This window comes from Ruegeria sp. BHSB196, from assembly GCF_059613135.1.
Genome location: NZ_JBXWRY010000033.1, coordinates 1 through 18,043 on the forward strand (window position 1 = coordinate 1; position 18,043 = coordinate 18,043).

Sequence of the window (18,043 nt, forward strand, 5' to 3'; positions counted from 1 at the left end):
GCCATCCTGACCATAGGCATAGTAGAGCGCGCGTTCGAAGTTCGAGCTGACCTGAATGTCCATGGACGGGCTGATCGACGGGATCGTGTCGCCCTTGAAATAGCCCTGCCCCGCCAGGCAGCGATGCAGGATGTCGTTCTGGTTGGTGGCCACCACCAGCCGGTCGATGGGCAGGCCCATGCGCTTGGCCAGATAGCCTGCGAAGATATCGCCGAAATTGCCCGTGGGCACCGTGAAGCTGACCTTGCGGTGCGGCGCGCCGAGGCTGGTGGCGGCCGAGAAATAATAGACGATCTGCGCCAGAACGCGGGCGAAATTGATCGAGTTCACGCCCGCCAGCTTCACACCGTCGCGAAAATCGAAATCGTTGAACATGTCCTTGAGTGCGGCCTGGCAATCATCGAAATCCCCGTCCACCGCCAGCGCGTGCACGTTGCTGTCGGCGGGCGTGGTCATCTGGCGGCGCTGCACCTCGGAGACGCGGCCATGCGGGAACAGGATGAACACATCGACCGCGTCCAGCCCCCGGAACGCCTCGATCGCGGCCGAGCCGGTGTCGCCGCTGGTGGCGCCGACGATGGTGACGCGCTCGCCCCGCCGTTTCAGGGCCACCTGGAACAGCTGGCCGATCAGCTGCATGGCGAAATCCTTGAAGGCCAGGGTCGGCCCGTGGAACAGCTCCAGCAGGAAGTGGTTTTCGTTCAGTTGCTTCAGAGGTGCACGGGCGGCATGGCCGAAGCCCGCATAGGCGCGGGCGATGATGGTGCGGAAGTCGTCCTCGGTGAAGGCGCCGCTGACATAGGGCCACATGACGCGGAAGGCGATCTCTTCATAGGGCAGCCCGGCCAGCGCGGCGATCTCGTCCCGGCTCAGCACCGGGATCTCGGCGGGCAGGTACAGGCCGCCGTCGCGGGCCAGACCGGTCAGCATCGCGTCGTCGAAGCTCAGCTCGGGCGCCTGCCCGCGGGTCGAGATGTATTTCATGGGCCTCAGCTTTCGGATCTGGCGCGGCCGCGCCACAGGAAATAGGCGGTCATGGCGGCCCAGACCAGGGCCAGGCCATACCAGGTGATGGCGTATTGCAGGTGGTCGTTGGGAATGCCGGCGGTATCCACCGGCAGCGGCGTCACGCCGGGGTCGGTCCGGCTGCGCGCGATCAGCAGGACCGGATCGGTTCCCAACTGCGCCGCCATGGCGGGCACGTCGCGGGCGAACCAGATGTTCGCGTTCGGGTCGGGCTCGGGCGTGAAGCCGTCGATCTCGTCCGGCCAGTGCAGGTTGCCGGTGATCTCCATTTCACCGGTGCTGCGGCGGGCCTGCTTGTCGGGGGTCGGCACGAACCCGCGATCCACCAGAATGGTCCGATCCCCCACCCGGAAGGGCGCGATGATGCGGTATCCGGGGCCGACCTGCTTGACCGAGACCAGAACGTGCAATTCGCCGGGCAGAACCTCGCCCGAGACCCGGACCGGCAGATAGCGGTCGCCCTCGGGGTCCGGCTGCGGCGGCAGGGCGACGGGCGCGCTGCCGATCCGCGCGTCGATATCGGCCAGCAGCGCCTCCTTCCAGGCCAGGCGCTGGACTTGCCAGGTGCCCAGCGCCAGCAGCACCGCCAGCCCGGCCAGGCCGAAGATCAGCAGGAACAGGAGGCGGCGCATGATCGGTCCATTTCTCGTTGATCGGAGGCTCGCGGCGAACCGGCGTCTTGTTACGGTCGGAACCCGCGGGATTGCAACCGTGCAATTGTATCGGTTGCAATGTTGCCGGTGCCGGGGAACGAAAAAAGCCGCCCGGAAGCGGCTTTTCCCGATTTCCGACCTGAAGACCGGCCGTCAGAGGAACGGGGCCTGGCCCCAGATGTAGACGGCGAAGAACAGGAACAGCCAGACGACATCGACGAAGTGCCAGTACCAGGCCGCCGCCTCGAAGCCGACGTGCTTTTCGGGCGTGAAGTCGCCGCGCATGGCGCGCAGCAGGCAGACGGTCAGGAAGATGGTCCCGATGATCACATGCGCGCCGTGGAAGCCGGTGGCCATGAAGAAGTTCGAATAGAACTGGTCGCCGCCGAATTCCCATCCGCCATGCGCCAGCAGTTCATAGTATTCGAACGCCTGCAGCGCCGTGAACAGGATCCCCAGAACGATCCCGATGGCCAGGCCGTTCACCAGCGCCTTGCGGTCGTTTTCGTGCACCAAGGCGTGGTGCGCCCAGGTCACGGCGCAGCCCGACAGCAGCAGGATCAGCGTGTTGATCAGCGGCAGGTGGAACGGGTCCACCGCGTGGATATCCGGCGCGACGTATTCCGTGCCCACGTAGTCCTGCATCGGATACATGCGATGCTTGAAGAAGGACCAGAACCAGGCGAAGAAGAACATCACCTCGGACATGATGAACAGGATGAAGCCGTAGCGCAGGCCGATGCGGACCACCGGCGTGTGATCGCCGGCGCGGCTTTCGGCCACGACATCCGACCACCAGGCGAACATGGTGTAGAGAACGGCCACCAGACCGGCCCAGAACATCCACGGCGTGATCCCGTGCATCCAGAGAACGGCTCCGAACAGCATCACGAAGCCGCCCACGGCGCCGATGAACGGCCAGATGGACGGGTTCAGAATGTGGTAGTCATGGTTTTTCGCGTGTGCCATCAGCGTCCCTCACCTACAGGCATTAGTTCGTGTTCGTTTCCGCCTGCGCGTCGAGGGCGGCATAGCCTTCGGGCAGGTCGATTTCGTAGAATGTATACGACAGCGTGATCGTATGCACATACTTGGCTTCGGGGTCTTCGACGATTTCGGGATCGACGAAGAAGGTCACGGGCATTTCGACCCGCTCGCCCGGTTGCAGCACCTGCTCTTCGAAGCAGAAGCACGCAATCTTCTGGAAATACCCACCGGCCGAATAGGGCGTCACGTTGTAGGACGCCTGGCCGGCAACCGGTTTGTCGGTGGGGTTGTACGCCTCGTAGAAGGCCAGCCCGGTATCCCCGATGCGCACCGTCATCTCGCGTTCGACGGGCGTGAACTCCCACGGCATCCCGCGTTCCTTCGAGGCGTCAAACCGCACGGTGATGGTCTGATCCAGCACCGTGTCCGACGCCTGTTCGGCCACGCCGGTGGTGCCGCCGAAACCGGTGACGCGGCAGAACCAGTTGTAGAAAGGCACCGCCGCCCAGGCGAGCGCGCCCATGACGACGACCACGCTCACCAGTTGCAGCACCGTCTTTTGCGGACCCTTGAGTGCCATCAGTACTGGACCTCTCCCCTTGGCGGCTCGAAATCGCCGCGTGTGACCTTGACCACGGTCAGACCGAAGATGATGACGATGAAGGCCGCCAGCGTCAGGGCCAGACCCAGGTTGCGGCCAAAGCGGCGCTGGTGCAGCTCATGTGTCTTGCGCAGGCTCATGCCCAGCCTCCCAGCCCGTAGGGCCTGAGCAGCGCCTCGGCCAGGATGGCGCCGAAATGCAGGAAGAGATAGAGCAGCGAGAGCTTGAAGAAGGTGCGTTCGGTCCTGAAATTGTCGGCCTCGGCATCCGCCTCGGTCCGGCGCGAGATCTTCCAGGCGCCGTGCAGGAACAGGCCGTTCATGACCAGCGCCACCGCGAGATAGACCGGCCCGCCGATATCCGAGAACGCGGTGCCCACGGCCAGCAGCGCCAGCAGCGCGGTATAGACCAGGATGTGCGTCCGGGTGGCGCGGCGGCCATGGGTGACTGTCAGCATCGGCACGCCGGCATCGTCGTAATCCGAGCGCATGAACAGGGCCAGCGCCCAGAAGTGCGGCGGCGTCCACATGAAGGTCAGGGCGAACATCAGCCAGGGTTCGACCGACATCGTGCCGGTGGCCGCGATCCATCCGATGACCGGCGGGAACGCCCCGGCCGCGCCGCCGATGACGATGTTCTGCGGCGTCGTCCGCTTGAGCCACATCGTGTAGACGACGACGTAGAAGAAGATCGTGAAGGCCAGGAACGCGCCCGCGAACCAGTTGGTCGCCAGCCCCAGCATGATCACCGAGAACCCCGACAGCGCCAGGCCCAGCGCCAGCGCCTCGCCCGGTTCGATCTTGCCGGCGGGAATCGGGCGGTTCCGGGTGCGCTTCATCACCTTGTCGATATCGGCGTCCCACCACATGTTCAGCGCGCCCGAGGCGCCGCCGCCCACTGCGATGAACAGGATGGCGCAGAACCCGATCACCGGATGCACCGGCACCGGCGCGGCCAGCAGGCCGACCAGCGCGGTGAACACCACCAGCGACATCACCCGCGGCTTCAGCAGGGCGAAGTAGTCGCCGAAACCGGCCTCGTCCGTCCGGACCGTGCTGGCATTGATGCTCGCGTCGCTCATCTTGCGTCCCTTGGCGGCGAAAGGTGCGCAGAGCCCGCGCACCCGACATCATCTTCACGCGGCGGGGACCGGCCCCGCCCTTCGTCAACTCAGTTCGACGCAACCCGGTAAGGCTGCGGAATCCCGGCGTATTCCTCTTTCGCCTGGGTCAGCCACTGGTCATACGCCTCTTCGCTCACGACCTTGACCGTGATCGGCATATAGGCGTGGTCCTTGCCGCACAGCTCGGAACACTGGCCGAAATAGATGCCTTCCTTGTCGGCCTTGAACCACAGTTCTGCCAGGCGGCCGGGCACGGCATCCTGCTTGACGCCGAAGGAGGGAATGGTCCAGGAGTGGATCACGTCCGCGCCTGTGACCTGCATCACCACGATCTTGCCCACCGGAACCACGACGGCGGTGTCTGTGGCCAGCAAGTATTCGTCGGGATTGTAGCCGTGTTCCGCGAGCGCGTCCTTTTCCAGCATGAAGCTTTCGAAGCCGAAGCCTTCATCGACATATTCATAGCCCCAGTACCACTGGTATCCCGTCACCTTGATGGTGACGTCGGCCTCGGGGATTTCCATCTGCTTGAACAGAACCGGCAGCGAGAAGGCGCCGATCAGCACGAGGATCATGATCGGGCCGACAGTCCAGGCGATCTCGACCGGCGTATAGTGCGAGAACTGCGCCGGATCGGGATTGGCGCGGCGGTTGTAGCGCACGATGCAGTAGAGCAGCAGAACGCCGACCAGGATGCAGATTGCGGTGATGATGACGAGGATCAGTCCGTCCAGCGACTGCAGGTCGCGCGCGAGCTCCGTCGCCGCCGGCTGGAAGCCCAGGCCGCCGGGAGTGGGTTTGCCGATGGTCTCAAGCTCCTGAGCCATGGCAGGCAGACTCGAAAGGGCTGCGAAAAGCCCCGAAAGCGTCAAAGCGTTCTTCATTTTCTGTCCTGATCGTTTGATCTTTGCGTCCCTGACAGGGGGACGTGAATCAGGTCACACCCCGCCCGTTGTCTTTGGCTGCGTTAGAAATCATATTCCGGGGACTAGATAAAGCAAAATGCTTGCGTCAAACGGACGCTATTTTTGATCTGGATCAAATCGGAAAGGCCTCGAACCATGCCCCAGGACCCGTTTCGCCCCTTCGAGACCGCGCTGCCGCAGGATGAGGCGCTGGCGATCCTGCGGTCGGCCACGGCCGGGGCGGAGGATGGCGAACTGTTCGTCGAGCGGCGCAAGTCCGAGGCGCTGGTCTTTGACGACGGGCGGCTGCGCAGCGCCTCTTACGACGCGTCCGAGGGATTCGGCCTGCGGGCGGTGCAGGGCGAGGTCTCGGGCTACGCCCATTCCACCGATGTCTCGATCCCGGCGCTGCGGCGCGCGGCCGAGACCGCGCGGCTGGCGGTCGGCGATGGCGGCGGCACCCTGGCGGAACCGCCGCGCGCCACCAACACCCGGCTGTACGGCGATGACGACCCGATCGAGTCGGCCAGATTTCCCGTCAAGATCGAGACCCTGCGCGCGATCGACGCCTTTGCCCGCGATCTGGATCCGCGGGTCGTGCAGGTCAGCGCGGTGCTGGCGGCAAGCCTGCAGGAGGTCGAGATCCTGCGCCCCGACGGCGTGCATGTGCGCGACGTGCGGCCGATGACGCGCCTGAACGTGTCGGTGATCGTCGAACAGGACGGCCGGCGCGAAAGCGGCTCGGCCGGCGGGGGCGGCCGCGTCGGGCTGGACGGGCTGATCGATCCGGCCGACTGGCAGGCCAAGGCCCGCGAGGCGCTGCGGATCGCGCTGGTCAATCTCGATGCCGTTCCCGCTCCGGCCGGGGTGATGGAAGTGGCGCTTGGCCCCGGCTGGCCCGGCATCCTGCTGCACGAGGCGATCGGGCACGGGCTGGAGGGGGATTTCAACCGCAAGGGCAGTTCGGCCTTTGCCGGGCTGATGGGGCAGCGCATCGCGTCCAAGGGGGTGACGGTTCTGGATGACGGCACGATCCCGGACCGGCGCGGGTCGATCACGGTGGATGACGAGGGCACGCCCGGCGCGCGCACGGTGCTGATCGAGGACGGCATCCTGACCGGGTACATGCAGGACCGCCAGAACGCGCGGCTGATGGGCACCGCCCCGACCGGCAACGGCCGCCGCCAGAGCCATGCCCATGCGCCGATGCCGCGCATGACCAACACGATCATGCTGGGCGGCGATGCCGATCCGGCGGAGCTGGTGGCCGACATCAAGGACGGCATCTGGGCGGTGGGATTCGGCGGCGGACAGGTGGACATCACCAACGGCAAGTTCGTGTTTTCCTGCACCGAAGCCTATCGAGTCCAGAACGGCAGGATCGGCGCCCCGGTCAAGGGGGCGACGCTGATCGGGGACGGTCCCTCGGCCTTGCAGCGGATTCGCGGGCTCGGCAACGACATGGCGCTGGACCCCGGCATGGGCAATTGCGGCAAGGACGGCCAGTGGGTGCCGGTGGGCGTGGGCCAGCCGACCGTGCTGATGGACGGGCTGACGGTCGGCGGATCGGCGGCCTGACCGGTCCGGCGGGCCGCGACTCGGGTGGCGCAGGGTTAACCGCGGCGGGCTCGATTCGCGGAGCGGCCGAGGGACGGCGGGGGTGCGGCGGCGGGGATCAGGCTTGTTTTACCATTATTTGTCAGTCATTTAACGGGAGCCTCCACGCGAGACCCGTAGAAACCGCAACAAATTCTTCTCGATTCACCGGCTGTTAACGCCGCGGCGCGTAAACCAGTTTTGCAACTGGCGGAGCGACGGATGACCGAGGAGCAGCTTTCTTCCAATCACCCCCCACTCCCACCCACCACGGAAGAGGATCGGTTTTCGTGGCTCCGTCTTTTGCGCTCGCGCAGGGTCGGGCCGGCAACGTTCCGGCGTCTGATGAGCGAGCATGGCACGGCGCAGAACGCGCTGGCCGCGTTGCCCGAAGTGGCGCGCGCTGCCGGGGTCGAGGGGTATGAAACATGCCCGCCCGGCGTGATCGAGGCAGAGCTCAAGGCCGCAAAAGCCGTCAACGCGCGGCTTTTGTGCCTGGGCGAAGCCGGCTATCCCAAGGCGCTTTGCGATCTGCCGGACGCGCCGCCGGTTCTGTGGACCATCGGCGAGACCGACCTGCTGACCCGGCCGATGATCGCCATGGTCGGGGCGCGCAACTGTTCCTCGCTGGGCACCCGCATGGCGCGGGGGCTGGCCCACGATCTGGGCGCCGAGGGGTTCGTGGTGGTCTCGGGGCTGGCCCGCGGAATCGACACGGCGGCGCATGTCGCGGCGCTGGCGACCGGAACGGTGGCCGTCATGGCGGGCGGGGTCGATGTGGTCTATCCGGCGGACAACGCCGGTCTCGCCGCCGATATCGCGCAACGGGGCCTGAGGCTGTCCGAACAGCCGCTGCGCACCACACCGCAGGCGCGCCACTTTCCGCGCCGCAACCGCATCATTTCCGGCCTGGCCCAGGCGGTCGTCGTGGTCGAGGCGGCGGCGAAATCCGGCAGCTTGATCACCGCGCAGGACGCGCTGGATCAGGGGCGCGAGGTTCTGGCGGTGCCCGGCCATCCGTTCGACGCTCGCGCGGCGGGCTGCAACCTGCTGATCCGCGACGGCGCTCATCTGGTCCGCAACGCGCAGGACGTGATCGACGCCCTGCCCAAACCGGTGGCCATGGAACCGCAAAAGCCGCTGAAGGATCTGCTGGCGGATCTGCCGCCCCCGCCGCCGCAGAAACGCGGGCTGCGGGAAACGGCGCATCTGCACATGCAGATCCTGAACCGTCTCGGCCCCTCCCCGCTTGCCGAGGATCAGCTGATCCGCGACCTGTCGGCCAGCGCCGGCGAGGTCGGCCCGGCCCTGGTGGATCTGGAGCTGGACGGCAAGATCCAGCGTCAGGCGGGCGGGCTCCTGTCGCGGATCGGATGATCGGCCGGGGACGAACCCAAGGCGAACACGGACTGCCCGGCGGCAGCGAGTCCGGGGGCGACGACGCCCCGCAATGCACGCGGGACTCGGGCTGGGGCGCGGCAAGACGCGGCTGAAATCCGGGCCCGGACCCGGTGGTCCCGCCGACCTTCGGCCGCGTCAAAACGGAACGGATTGACATTCGCCCCTTGTGCTCCACATGTTGCACCGCCATAGAAAGCGGCACGCCGGACGAATGAGGTTTTCATTTAAATGCCTGTAGTTGTTGTAGAATCCCCTGCCAAGGCAAAAACGATCAACAAATACCTCGGCCCCGACTACACGGTTCTGGCGTCCTATGGCCATGTGCGCGACCTGCCGGCCAAGGACGGTTCGGTCGATCCCGACCACGATTTCGCCATGACCTGGGAGGTGAGCTCGGACAGCCGCAAACACGTCAAGGCGATCGCCGATGCGCTCGCGGAGGACAATGCGCTGATCCTCGCCACCGACCCCGACCGCGAGGGCGAAGCGATCAGCTGGCACCTGCAGGAGGCGCTGACGAAACGGCGCTCGATCAGGAAGGATACCGAGGTCCGGCGCGTCACCTTCAACGCGATCACGCGCGATGCCGTGGCCGAGGCGATGAAGAACCCGCGTCAGGTGGACATGCCGCTGGTCGAAGCCTATCTGGCGCGGCGGGCTCTGGACTATCTGGTCGGCTTCAACCTGAGCCCGGTGCTGTGGCGCAAGCTGCCCGGCGCCAGATCGGCGGGGCGGGTCCAGTCGGTCTGCCTGCGGCTGATCGTCGAGCGCGAGATGGAGATCGAGGCCTTCAAGCCGGTCGAATACTGGTCGGTCAAGGCGCTGTTCGAAACGCCGCGCGGCCAGACCTATGAGGCGCGGCTGGTCACGCTGGCCGGCAAGAAGCTGGACAAGCACGACATCGCCAATGCAACCCAGGCCGAACTGGCAGTGCAGGCCATCACCAGCCGCGCGCTGAGCGTGACCTCGGTCGAGGCGAAACCGGCCGCGCGCAACCCCAGCGCGCCGTTCATGACATCGACCCTGCAGCAGGAGGCCAGCCGCAAGTTCGGCATGGGCACGCGCCAGACCATGAGCGTGGCGCAGCGGCTCTATGAGGCCGGGCACATCACCTACATGCGGACCGACGGCATCGACATGGCGCCCGAGGCGGTGATGGCAACGCGGGATGCGATCCGGGACCGGTTCGGCGCGGACTACGTGCCGGACAGCCCGCGCATGTACAAGAACAAGGCCAAGAACGCGCAGGAAGCGCATGAATGCATCCGTCCCACAGACATGACGCGCGATGCCAAGGCGCTGAAACTGACCGACGAGGATCAGCGCAAGCTGTACGACCTGATCTGGAAGCGCACCATCGCCTGCCAGATGGCGGCGGCGCGGCTGGAGCGCACCACGGTCGAAATCGGCAGCGACGATGGCCAGGTCGGCCTGCGCGCGACCGGTCAGGTCGTGCTGTTCGACGGGTTCATGCGGGTCTACGAGGAAGGCCGGGACGACGTTGCCGACGAGGACGACAAGCGCCTGCCGCAGATCATGCAGGGAGAAAAGGCGGTGTTCGCCCGCGAGTCGCTGGCGGATCAGTTCGCCAAGGCGACCGGCGAGGTGCAGGTGACCGAGGGCGCCAAGGTGGCGAAGTCGGCGATCCTGTCCGAGAACGAAGCCGTTCTGGCCCTGCAGCACCACACCCAACCGCCGCCGCGCTACACCGAGGCGACTCTGGTCAAGCGGATGGAAGAGCTCGGGATCGGCCGCCCGTCGACCTATGCCTCGATCGTGACCACGATCCAGGACCGCGGCTATGTCCGCAAGGAGAAGAACCGGCTCATCCCCGAGGAAAAGGGGCGGATCGTCACGATCTTTCTGCTCAACTTCTTCCGGCAATATGTCGGGTACGAGTTCACCGCCAATCTGGAGGAACAGCTCGACGACGTGAGCGCCGGAAGCCGCGACTACAAGGATCTGCTCGCCGGGTTCTGGCGCGATTTTTCGGCGGCGATCGGCGAAACCTCGGAACTGCGGATCTCGGAGGTTCTGGAGAAGCTGGACGAGGCGCTGGCGCCGCAACTCTACCCGCCGCGCGAGGACGGGTCGGACCCGCGGATCTGCCCGAAATGCGGCGTCGGGCGTCTGCATCTGAAAACCTCGCGCACCGGCGGGTTCGTCGGCTGCGGCAACTATCCCGAATGCACCTATACCCGCCCCATCGCCGGCGAGGGCGCCGAGGGCGAGGACCGGCTGCTCGGCACCGATGCGGGCGACGAGATCTGGCTGAAATCCGGCCGTTTCGGCCCGTATGTCCAGCGCGGCGAAGCGACGCCCGAGAACAAGAAGCCGCCGCGGGCGTCGCTGCCGCGCGGCTGGGACAGGGACGACATGGACCTGGCCAAGGCGCTGACCCTGCTCAGCCTGCCGCGCCAGATCGGAGAGCATCCCGAGGGCGGCATGATCAGCGCGAATTTCGGGCGGTTCGGGCCGTATATCATGCACCAGCTGCCGGACGAGGCGAAACCGGTCTATGCCAATCTCAAGGATCCGAACGACGTGTTCGAGATCGGGATGAACCGGGCGGTCGAATTGCTGGCCGAAAAACGCGCCAGCCCCGGCGGGCGCGGCCGGGCGGCGGCGAAACCGCTCAAGGAACTGGGCGAGCATCCCGACGGCGGCCCGGTCAACGTGATGGATGGCCGCTATGGCCCCTACGTGAAGTGGCAGAAGATCAACGCCACCCTGCCGAAGGGTGTCGAGCCCGCCGATGTCACGCTGGAGATGGCGCTGGAACTGGTCGCGGAGAAGGCGGCCAAGAAGGGCGGCCGGAAAAAGGCGGCCGCCAAAAAGAAGGTCGCGTCAAAAAGCGATTAGTCCGAACGGACCGCCGCAATCAGCCGCGCCATGGCCCGGACATAGGGCCTGGGGTCGCCGCCCTGGGCAATGGCCAGCGCCGCGCGGTCATAGGCGGCCGACAGCGCATCTGACAGAGCATCCAGTTCGGCCGGATCCAGCCCCGGCGCTGCGGCCGAAAGACCGTCGCGCAGCGCGCGCCGCCCGCCTCCGGCATCGATCCGGGCCATTTCGTCCAAACCCAGAACCGCAGGGCCATCGATCAGCAGCAGCCGGGCGCGGCCCGGTACGGACATGGCGCGGAAGAAGGCGTCGCTGCCGGCGGTCATGGCATCCGGGCCGGCCGTCTGCGCGTCCTGCTCGATGGTTCGGGCCAGCGCCTCGGCCTCGGCCGCGACCACCGCGCGAAACAGATCCTGCTTGTCCTGAAAATGGTGATACAGCGCCCCCCGCGTCACCTTGGCGGCGCGCACGATTTCGGGCGTCGAAGTGTCCGCATAGCCCTTGGTCACGAACAGGGTGCGCGCGCATTCGATCAGCCGCGCGCGCATCGCGGCGCTGCGGTCGGCATTCGGAACGGGTTTTTTCTCTTGCATACATACAGCCTGTATGTTTATATCCACTTACATACACTCTGTATGTTTATTGAAGGACGCGCAAGATGCAAACGACACAGTATTATCCCGTCATACAGACCGCCGACGTTGAAGGCACCGCCGCCTTCTATCAGGCGCATTTCGGGTTCCGGCCCGCATTTGCGGCGGACTGGTACATACACCTGCAATCCGAATCCGACCCGTCCGTGAACCTTGCGATCCTGGATGCGGGGCACGAGACAATTCCGGCCGAGGCGCGCGCAACGGCCCGAGGCATCATCCTGAACTTCGAGGTCGCCGACGCCGCCGCCGAGTATGACCGCTTGAAATCCGCCGGGCTGCCGATGCTCAAACCGCTGTGCGACGAGGGTTTCGGGCAACGCCACTTCATCACGCGCGATCCGAACGGGGTTCTGATCGACGTGATCACCCCGATCCCCCCAAGCGCCGAGTTCGCGGCGCAATACAGCGCCGACGCCCTTCCGGCGTGAAACCGGACGGGGCGGCGCCCGGCCGCCCCCATCCGTAGAAATACCTGCCCCCCACCGGTTTCATTGACTTCGCCGTGACGCGGCGGCACAACCGGCGCAATCATCAGGTCATTGGGGGAGTTTTCCATGAAGAAAGTCTATGCCAATGCCGCCGAGGCCCTGGATGGGGTGCTGTCGGACGGCATGCTGATCGCGGCGGGCGGGTTCGGCCTGTGCGGCATTCCCGAACTGCTGCTGGAAGCGATCCGGGAGTCGGGCGTCAAAGACCTGACCTTTGCGTCCAACAACGCCGGCGTGGACGATTTCGGCATCGGCATTCTGCTGCAGACCCGGCAGGTCAAAAAGATGATCAGCTCCTACGTCGGAGAGAACGCCGAATTCATGCGCCAGTATCTGAGCGGCGAGTTGGAGCTGGAATTCAACCCGCAGGGCACCCTGGCCGAGCGCATGCGCGCCGGCGGCGCGGGCATCCCCGGATTCTACACCAAGACCGGCGTCGGCACGGTGATCGCGGAAGGCAAGGAACACAAGGAGTTCAACGGCGAGACCTATATCCTGGAGGAAGGGATCTTTGCCGACCTGGCCATCGTCAAGGCATGGAAGGCCGACGACACCGGCAACCTGGTGTTCCGCAAGACCGCGCGCAACTTCAACGTGCCTGCGGCGACCTGCGGCAGGATCTGCGTGGCCGAGGTCGAGGAAATCGTGCCGCGCGGGTCGCTGGACCCCGACTGCATCCACCTGCCCGGCATCTACGTGCATCGCATCATTCAGGGCGAGCACGAAAAGCGCATCGAACAGCGCACCACCCGCAAACGTGAGGAGGCTTGATCCATGCCCTGGGACCGCAATCAGATGGCCGCGCGCGCGGCGGAGGAACTGGAAGACGGCATGTATGTGAATCTCGGGATCGGGATTCCGACGCTGGTGGCGAACTATGTGGGCGACAAGGACATCACCCTGCAGTCGGAAAACGGCATGCTGGGCATGGGCCCCTTTCCCTATGAGGGCGAGGAAGACCCCGACCTGATCAACGCAGGCAAGCAGACGATCACCGAACTGGCCCGGACGGCCTATTTCGACAGCGCGACCTCGTTCGCGATGATCCGCGGCGGCAAGATCGCGGCGGCGATCCTGGGCGCGATGGAAGTGGATGAAAAGGGCGATCTGGCCAACTGGATGATCCCCGGCAAGCTGGTCAAGGGCATGGGCGGCGCGATGGACCTGGTGGCCGGCGTCGGCCGCGTCATCGTGGTGATGGACCACACCAACAAGCACGGCGACTCGAAGGTGCTGAAGGAATGCACCCTGCCGCTGACCGGCAAGGGCGTGGTGGACCGCATCATCACCAACCTGGGGGTGCTGGACGTGGTCGAGGGCGGTCTGAAGATCGTGGAACTGGCCGACGGCGTCTCCGAAGCGGAGATGCGCGCCGCGACCGAGGCGACCATCGTCGGCTGATCGCGCCAAACCGAAGGAAGGGCCCGCACATCGATTGCGGGCCTTTTTCTATTGCATGGCGGCAAACACGCAGCCGTCCGAGATCAACTCGGGCGGCGTGGCGCACAATCCACGGGCGATCTGGAACGCCGCCAGCACTTTCGGAACATAGTCGCGGGTTTCGGAATAGGGCGGCACGCCCTGATGCTTGCGCACCGCGCCTTCGCCGGCGTTGTAGCCGGCCAGTACCATGATCGGATCGTGGCCGAACTCTTCCATCAGCCAGTTCAGATACTTGACGCCGCCGGCGATGTTCTGGGCCGGCGAAAGGCTGTCGCTGACGCCGAATCTCTTGGCGGTCGCGGGCATGAGCTGCATCAGACCCTGTGCCCCGGCACTGCTGACCGCATCGGGGCGGCCCGAGGACTCGACCGAAATCACCGCCAGCACCAGCGCCGGAGAGACATTGGTGCCGACGGTGGAGCGCAGGATGTCGATGCCCCGTTCCTTCGCGATGTCCTGAAGCGTCTGCAGCCGCGGTCCCGACACGCCGATGCTGGCCAGGGCGAGGAACGCCTCGTCGAGCCGCCCGGCCCCGGCCTTGGCCAGGTCCGGCGACACCTTTTCCCAGAAGCGGTTGTAGCGGCCCGCCTTGCTGGGCGGTTTCACGTCGGGGGCCGGCTCGGCTCGGGCGATGACCGCGGGCACGTCCAGGGTCGTCCCGGTGCTTCGGGCATAGGGGGCGGTGGCGTGCTCCTCGGGCGTGATCTGCACGGTGACTTTCGGGCGCGCGCCCGGTGGCGGCGCCTTGATTCTCTTGAAACCGGCGCCCGCGGAGGTATCGGCCGCAGCCGCCGGTACGGCCACGGATATCGCGACCGCCAGCGCGCCCGCGCATGACATTGCTGTCCGAAGGTTCATCTGCCTGCCTCACGTGTTCTTTTTTCAGGGATTTTTCCACCGGAGCCCGCGGAAAGGCCAGAAAAACATGGTGAATTGGGGCGTTTTTGCCCCATTTGATACCAAATTGCATCTGGCCGGGATTGCGCGGTGACGGGCGCAAAAATTTTTTTCATTGAAAATTCGATGGTTACGGTAAAAGTGACCGAAAAGTTAAGCCCTATGCAAAAAAATCCCGATTTGGCCCAATTCCTGCCACGGGCCACAGGCAAATATATTCCCATACCGCGACGGACATGGACCGACGAGAGAGACAGGTTCTGATACGACGCCGAGGTAGTTTGTAGTTTTGGATCCTTAGGAGGGACATATCATGATCAAGTTCATCAAGAACTTCCGCAAAGACGAAGACGGCGCCGTGACGGTTGACTGGGTCGTTCTGACCGCAGCCGTGGTTGCCCTGGCAGCAGTTGCCTACACCCAGATCGAAACCGGCACCAGCGCCATCGCCGGCAACGTGAGCACCGCTCTGTCGACCGAGTCGGTTTCGCTCGACTAAGCCACGAAGCCTTTTCTGGCTGAGTATTGTGAAGGCCGTGTCTCTCAGTGCAGGCACGGCCTTTCTATTTCAAGTGTCCCATCCTGGAGGTGGTTCAATGTTTAAGGTTGCAGATAGGTTTTTCAAAGACGAAAGCGGTGCCGTGACCGTCGACTGGGTCGTTCTGACCGCGGCGATCGTGGGCCTGGCCGGGCTGGTCATCGCGACAATCAACGGCCCGACGGGAAGCGTCGCCACGGCAGTCAGCGAGAAGATCGCGGATACCGACGTGGAAACCGGATTTGATTGAAGCCGGAGTTTCCGGCTACTTGTTATTGCTGGTCTTCTCATGTGATTGATCTCAATCTCACGGTTTTTGTCCCTGATTTCGACACAATTGCGGATTAACTATTGGTGTTGCCGGGGCGGCGTCGTTTTTGATCCTGCTCGTGGCCACGAGGAATAAGAGGTGCAAACATGCGGGTTGTCTTTGGGCTTGTCCTGATCGTCGGAGTCGCACTGGCTGGCGGTGCCGTCATGATGGCAAAAAAATACATCGCGGAATATCAAGCCGAACTGGAGCGGGAGCGCCAGGCCCGCGCGCTCATCGTCCCGACCAAAGATGTGATCGTCGCGAACAAACCGCTCAGATACGGCCAGCGCCTGACCAAAGAGGACGTGCGCATCGTCAAATGGCCGGAAAACGCGATTCCCGAAGGCACTTTCACAGACCCCGCCGTGCTGTTTCCGGAAAAGGCCGAAGACAACCGTTTTGTTCTTCGGGCGATGGAAACGGACGAGGCGATCATGGCCGTCAAGGTCACCAAACCCGGCGAGGAGGCCGGACTTACATCACAACTGGAACGCGGCAAGCGCGCCTTTGCGATCCGGGTCGATGTGGCATCGGGCGTTTCGGGGTTCCTGCGGCCCGGTGACTTCGTGGACGTATACTGGACCGGGAGCTTGGGCGGTGCCATCGAGGGCGCAAGCGGCGAGATCACGCGACTCATCCAGCCCAACATCGAGTTGATTGCGGTGGACCAGATCGCCGGCAGCGACGTGACCGGCGCGACGATCGCCCGAACGGTCACGGTCGCGGCGACACCCGAACAGATCGCGGCCCTGGCGCAGGCCCAGAACACCGGACGGATGTCGCTGGCTCTGGTCGGGGCCAATGACGATACCGTCGCAGCGGCCATCGAAGTGAACCAGCGCAGCCTGCTGGGGCTTGGGGAAATCGAAGCCGCGCCGCAGGTCGAGGAAGAAGAGGTCTGCACCATCCGCACCCGCCGCGGAGCCGAGGTGGCGGTGATCCCGATCCCCTGCACAAACTGACCGAATTCCAATGCCTTAACCCTTGGAAAACCGCGCACCCGCGCGGTTTTCGCGTTTTGGTTGTTGCCGATTCCCCACATAAAGTTCCGACCGGAAACCATTGATTATTGCAATAAATCCGGAACTCCCGCACAGTACAAAAAAAGCGTGGGCACAAGACCCAAAAACGAGGCGTGATCGGAAAGGCAGGTCACATGACATTCAGTTCCTGGATCAAACCAGCCCTGCTGGGGTTGGCTCTTGTGGTGAGTCCAGTCGGGGAATCCGCATGGGCTCAGAATCTTAGCGTGGTCAAGAAGGGGGCGGCAGAAACGCTGGAAGTCCCCATGAACCGCGCCATCGTGGTGGACAGCGAGGAGCCCTTTGCCGAGCTCAGCATCGCCAACGCCGGAATTGCGGACATCTCGTCGTTGTCGGATCGCACGATCTATGTTCTGGGCAAGTCGCCCGGCCTGACGACCCTGTCGCTGTTCGACGCCGGCGGCCAGCTCATCACCAATGTGAACGTGCGCGTCGCGCCGGATGTCACAGAATTCAAGGAACGGCTGCGGCAGATCCTGCCCGGCGAGCGGATCGAGGTCAGAACCGCGAATGACGGCATCGTGCTGTCGGGAACGGTTTCCAGCTCGGCCCGGCTGGCCCGTGCGCTGGAACTGGCGGAACGCTATGCGCCGGAGCGGGTGTCGAACCTGATGAGCGTCGGCGGTGTGCAGCAGGTCATGCTGAAGGTCCGGTTCGCCGAAATGCAGCGTTCGGTCCGCAAGGCGCTCGGGGCATCCTGGGGCTTTGGCGGCAGCGATGTGAACGGCGGTACCGGCACCCTGAACAACCTTGGCGCCTTGGCCAATGCATTGAACAACAACATCCCGATCACGCAGACGAATACGGGTGCCATCCTGTTCGGGTTCGGGGCCGGATCGACTCAGGTTCGGCTGCTGATCGAAGCCCTGGAACAAAAAGGCGTCGTGCGCACTCTGGCCGAACCGAATCTCTCTGCCCTGTCCGGCCAGGAGGCCAACTTCCTCGCCGGCGGCGAATATCCGATCCCGGTTCAGCAGGAAGAAGGTGTGACCACCATCGAATACAAGCCCTTCGGCGTCGAAATGAAATTCGTGCCGCGGGTTGTCGATGGCGATCTGATCAATCTGGAAATGGTGGCGGGTGTTTCGGCGCTCGATCCGAACAACTCCATCACGATCAGCGGCTTCAACATCCAGGCTTTCATCAAGCGCGAAACGGCAACGACCGTGGAGCTTCGCGATGGCGAAAGCTTTGCCATCGCCGGCCTGATTTCGGACGATTTTCAGGACAATGTGAACCAACTGCCTTGGATCGGTGACGTGCCGGTGCTTGGGTCGCTGTTCCGCAGCGCCGACTACCAGCGCAACCAGACGGAACTGGTGATCATCGTGACGGCGCATCTCGTGACTCCGACGGTGGGCGAGGCGCTGACGCTGCCGACCGACCGTGTCAAGCCGCCGAGCGAAGCCGACCTGTTCTGGAACGGCCACACCACGCGCACTGTGCGCGCGGGCAGCGGCGCGGCGTCGGAAGTCGCCAAACAGGACTTCACCGGCTCGTATGGCTACGTGCTGGATTGATTGGAGGAT

19 protein-coding genes are annotated in these 18,043 nt (G+C 64.6%); 10 read left to right on the forward strand and 9 right to left on the reverse strand.

Annotation, left to right across the window (positions count from 1 at the left end; genetic code table 11):
• The 7 genes from thrC to coxB all read right to left on the reverse strand — a co-directional run.
• The coding region (gene thrC / locus AC2FNJ_RS15085; protein WP_496765384.1) for a threonine synthase at positions 1-984 on the reverse strand (984 nt) is incomplete at its 3' end.
• Positions 985-989: 5 nt separating this feature from the next.
• Positions 990-1,658: an SURF1 family protein gene (locus AC2FNJ_RS15090; protein WP_496765385.1), complete on the reverse strand. Its 669-nt coding sequence runs from the start codon at positions 1,656-1,658 to the stop codon at positions 990-992.
• A 174-nt stretch (positions 1,659-1,832) separates the two neighbouring features.
• Complete coding sequence (locus AC2FNJ_RS15095; RefSeq protein WP_496765387.1) at positions 1,833-2,648, reverse strand: cytochrome c oxidase subunit 3; 816 nt, start codon at positions 2,646-2,648, stop codon at positions 1,833-1,835.
• Between the two features lie 22 nt (positions 2,649-2,670).
• Positions 2,671-3,246, reverse strand: coding sequence for a cytochrome c oxidase assembly protein (locus AC2FNJ_RS15100; protein ID WP_496765388.1), 576 nt, complete (start codon positions 3,244-3,246; stop codon positions 2,671-2,673).
• On the reverse strand, positions 3,246-3,407 hold the full coding sequence (locus tag AC2FNJ_RS15105) for a cytochrome c oxidase system small membrane protein (protein ID WP_496765390.1): 162 nt from the start codon (positions 3,405-3,407) through the stop codon (positions 3,246-3,248). The genes AC2FNJ_RS15100 and AC2FNJ_RS15105 overlap by 1 nt, the downstream gene beginning before the upstream one ends.
• Positions 3,404-4,348, reverse strand: coding sequence for a heme o synthase (cyoE, locus tag AC2FNJ_RS15110; protein ID WP_496765392.1), 945 nt, complete (start codon positions 4,346-4,348; stop codon positions 3,404-3,406). The genes AC2FNJ_RS15105 and cyoE overlap by 4 nt, the downstream gene beginning before the upstream one ends.
• Before the next feature lie 89 nt (positions 4,349-4,437).
• Positions 4,438-5,274 (reverse strand): cytochrome c oxidase subunit II, encoded by an 837-nt coding sequence (gene coxB / locus AC2FNJ_RS15115; RefSeq protein ID WP_496765393.1) that lies wholly within the window; start codon positions 5,272-5,274, stop codon positions 4,438-4,440.
• A gap of 177 nt (positions 5,275-5,451) precedes the next feature.
• Here coxB and tldD point away from each other — a divergent pair, with 177 nt between their 5' ends.
• The 3 genes from tldD (at position 5,452) to topA (ending at position 11,154) form a co-directional block, all read left to right on the forward strand.
• Positions 5,452-6,873: a metalloprotease TldD gene (gene tldD, locus AC2FNJ_RS15120; protein ID WP_496765395.1), complete on the forward strand. Its 1,422-nt coding sequence runs from the start codon at positions 5,452-5,454 to the stop codon at positions 6,871-6,873.
• 240 nt (positions 6,874-7,113) lie between these two features.
• Complete coding sequence (gene dprA / locus AC2FNJ_RS15125; RefSeq protein ID WP_496765396.1) at positions 7,114-8,268, forward strand: DNA-processing protein DprA; 1,155 nt, start codon at positions 7,114-7,116, stop codon at positions 8,266-8,268.
• A gap of 252 nt (positions 8,269-8,520) precedes the next feature.
• Positions 8,521-11,154, forward strand: coding sequence for a type I DNA topoisomerase (gene topA / locus AC2FNJ_RS15130; protein WP_496765398.1), 2,634 nt, complete (start codon positions 8,521-8,523; stop codon positions 11,152-11,154).
• On the opposite strand, the gene AC2FNJ_RS15135 is transcribed toward topA, so the two are convergent.
• Positions 11,151-11,729, reverse strand: a complete 579-nt coding sequence (locus AC2FNJ_RS15135; RefSeq protein WP_496765400.1) for a TetR/AcrR family transcriptional regulator — start codon at positions 11,727-11,729, stop codon at positions 11,151-11,153. The genes topA and AC2FNJ_RS15135 overlap by 4 nt on opposite strands.
• A gap of 65 nt (positions 11,730-11,794) precedes the next feature.
• Between AC2FNJ_RS15135 and AC2FNJ_RS15140 the strand changes: the two genes are divergently transcribed.
• The 3 genes from AC2FNJ_RS15140 to AC2FNJ_RS15150 all read left to right on the forward strand — a co-directional run bounded on the left by AC2FNJ_RS15140 (position 11,795) and on the right by AC2FNJ_RS15150 (position 13,681).
• On the forward strand, positions 11,795-12,220 hold the full coding sequence (locus tag AC2FNJ_RS15140) for a VOC family protein (protein WP_496765401.1): 426 nt from the start codon (positions 11,795-11,797) through the stop codon (positions 12,218-12,220).
• Between the two features lie 126 nt (positions 12,221-12,346).
• Positions 12,347-13,051, forward strand: coding sequence for a CoA transferase subunit A (locus tag AC2FNJ_RS15145; protein ID WP_496765402.1), 705 nt, complete (start codon positions 12,347-12,349; stop codon positions 13,049-13,051).
• Between the two features lie 3 nt (positions 13,052-13,054).
• Entirely contained in the window at positions 13,055-13,681 is a 627-nt protein-coding gene (locus tag AC2FNJ_RS15150) for a 3-oxoacid CoA-transferase subunit B (RefSeq protein ID WP_496765404.1), read from the forward strand.
• Between the two features lie 48 nt (positions 13,682-13,729).
• Here AC2FNJ_RS15150 and AC2FNJ_RS15155 read toward each other — a convergent pair whose 3' ends face one another.
• Positions 13,730-14,581: a lytic transglycosylase domain-containing protein gene (locus AC2FNJ_RS15155; RefSeq protein ID WP_496765406.1), complete on the reverse strand. Its 852-nt coding sequence runs from the start codon at positions 14,579-14,581 to the stop codon at positions 13,730-13,732.
• 352 nt (positions 14,582-14,933) lie between these two features.
• Between AC2FNJ_RS15155 and AC2FNJ_RS15160 the strand changes: the two genes are divergently transcribed.
• From AC2FNJ_RS15160 to AC2FNJ_RS15175, 4 genes are all read left to right on the forward strand, one after another.
• Positions 14,934-15,119, forward strand: coding sequence for a hypothetical protein (locus AC2FNJ_RS15160; protein WP_496765408.1), 186 nt, complete (start codon positions 14,934-14,936; stop codon positions 15,117-15,119).
• A 97-nt stretch (positions 15,120-15,216) separates the two neighbouring features.
• Entirely contained in the window at positions 15,217-15,408 is a 192-nt protein-coding gene (locus AC2FNJ_RS15165; protein WP_496765410.1) for a hypothetical protein, read from the forward strand.
• 167 nt (positions 15,409-15,575) lie between these two features.
• Positions 15,576-16,433, forward strand: coding sequence for a Flp pilus assembly protein CpaB (gene cpaB / locus AC2FNJ_RS15170; RefSeq protein WP_496765412.1), 858 nt, complete (start codon positions 15,576-15,578; stop codon positions 16,431-16,433).
• 194 nt (positions 16,434-16,627) lie between these two features.
• On the forward strand, positions 16,628-18,034 hold the full coding sequence (locus AC2FNJ_RS15175; RefSeq protein WP_496765413.1) for a type II and III secretion system protein family protein: 1,407 nt from the start codon (positions 16,628-16,630) through the stop codon (positions 18,032-18,034).
• Positions 18,035-18,043 lie beyond the last annotated feature (9 nt).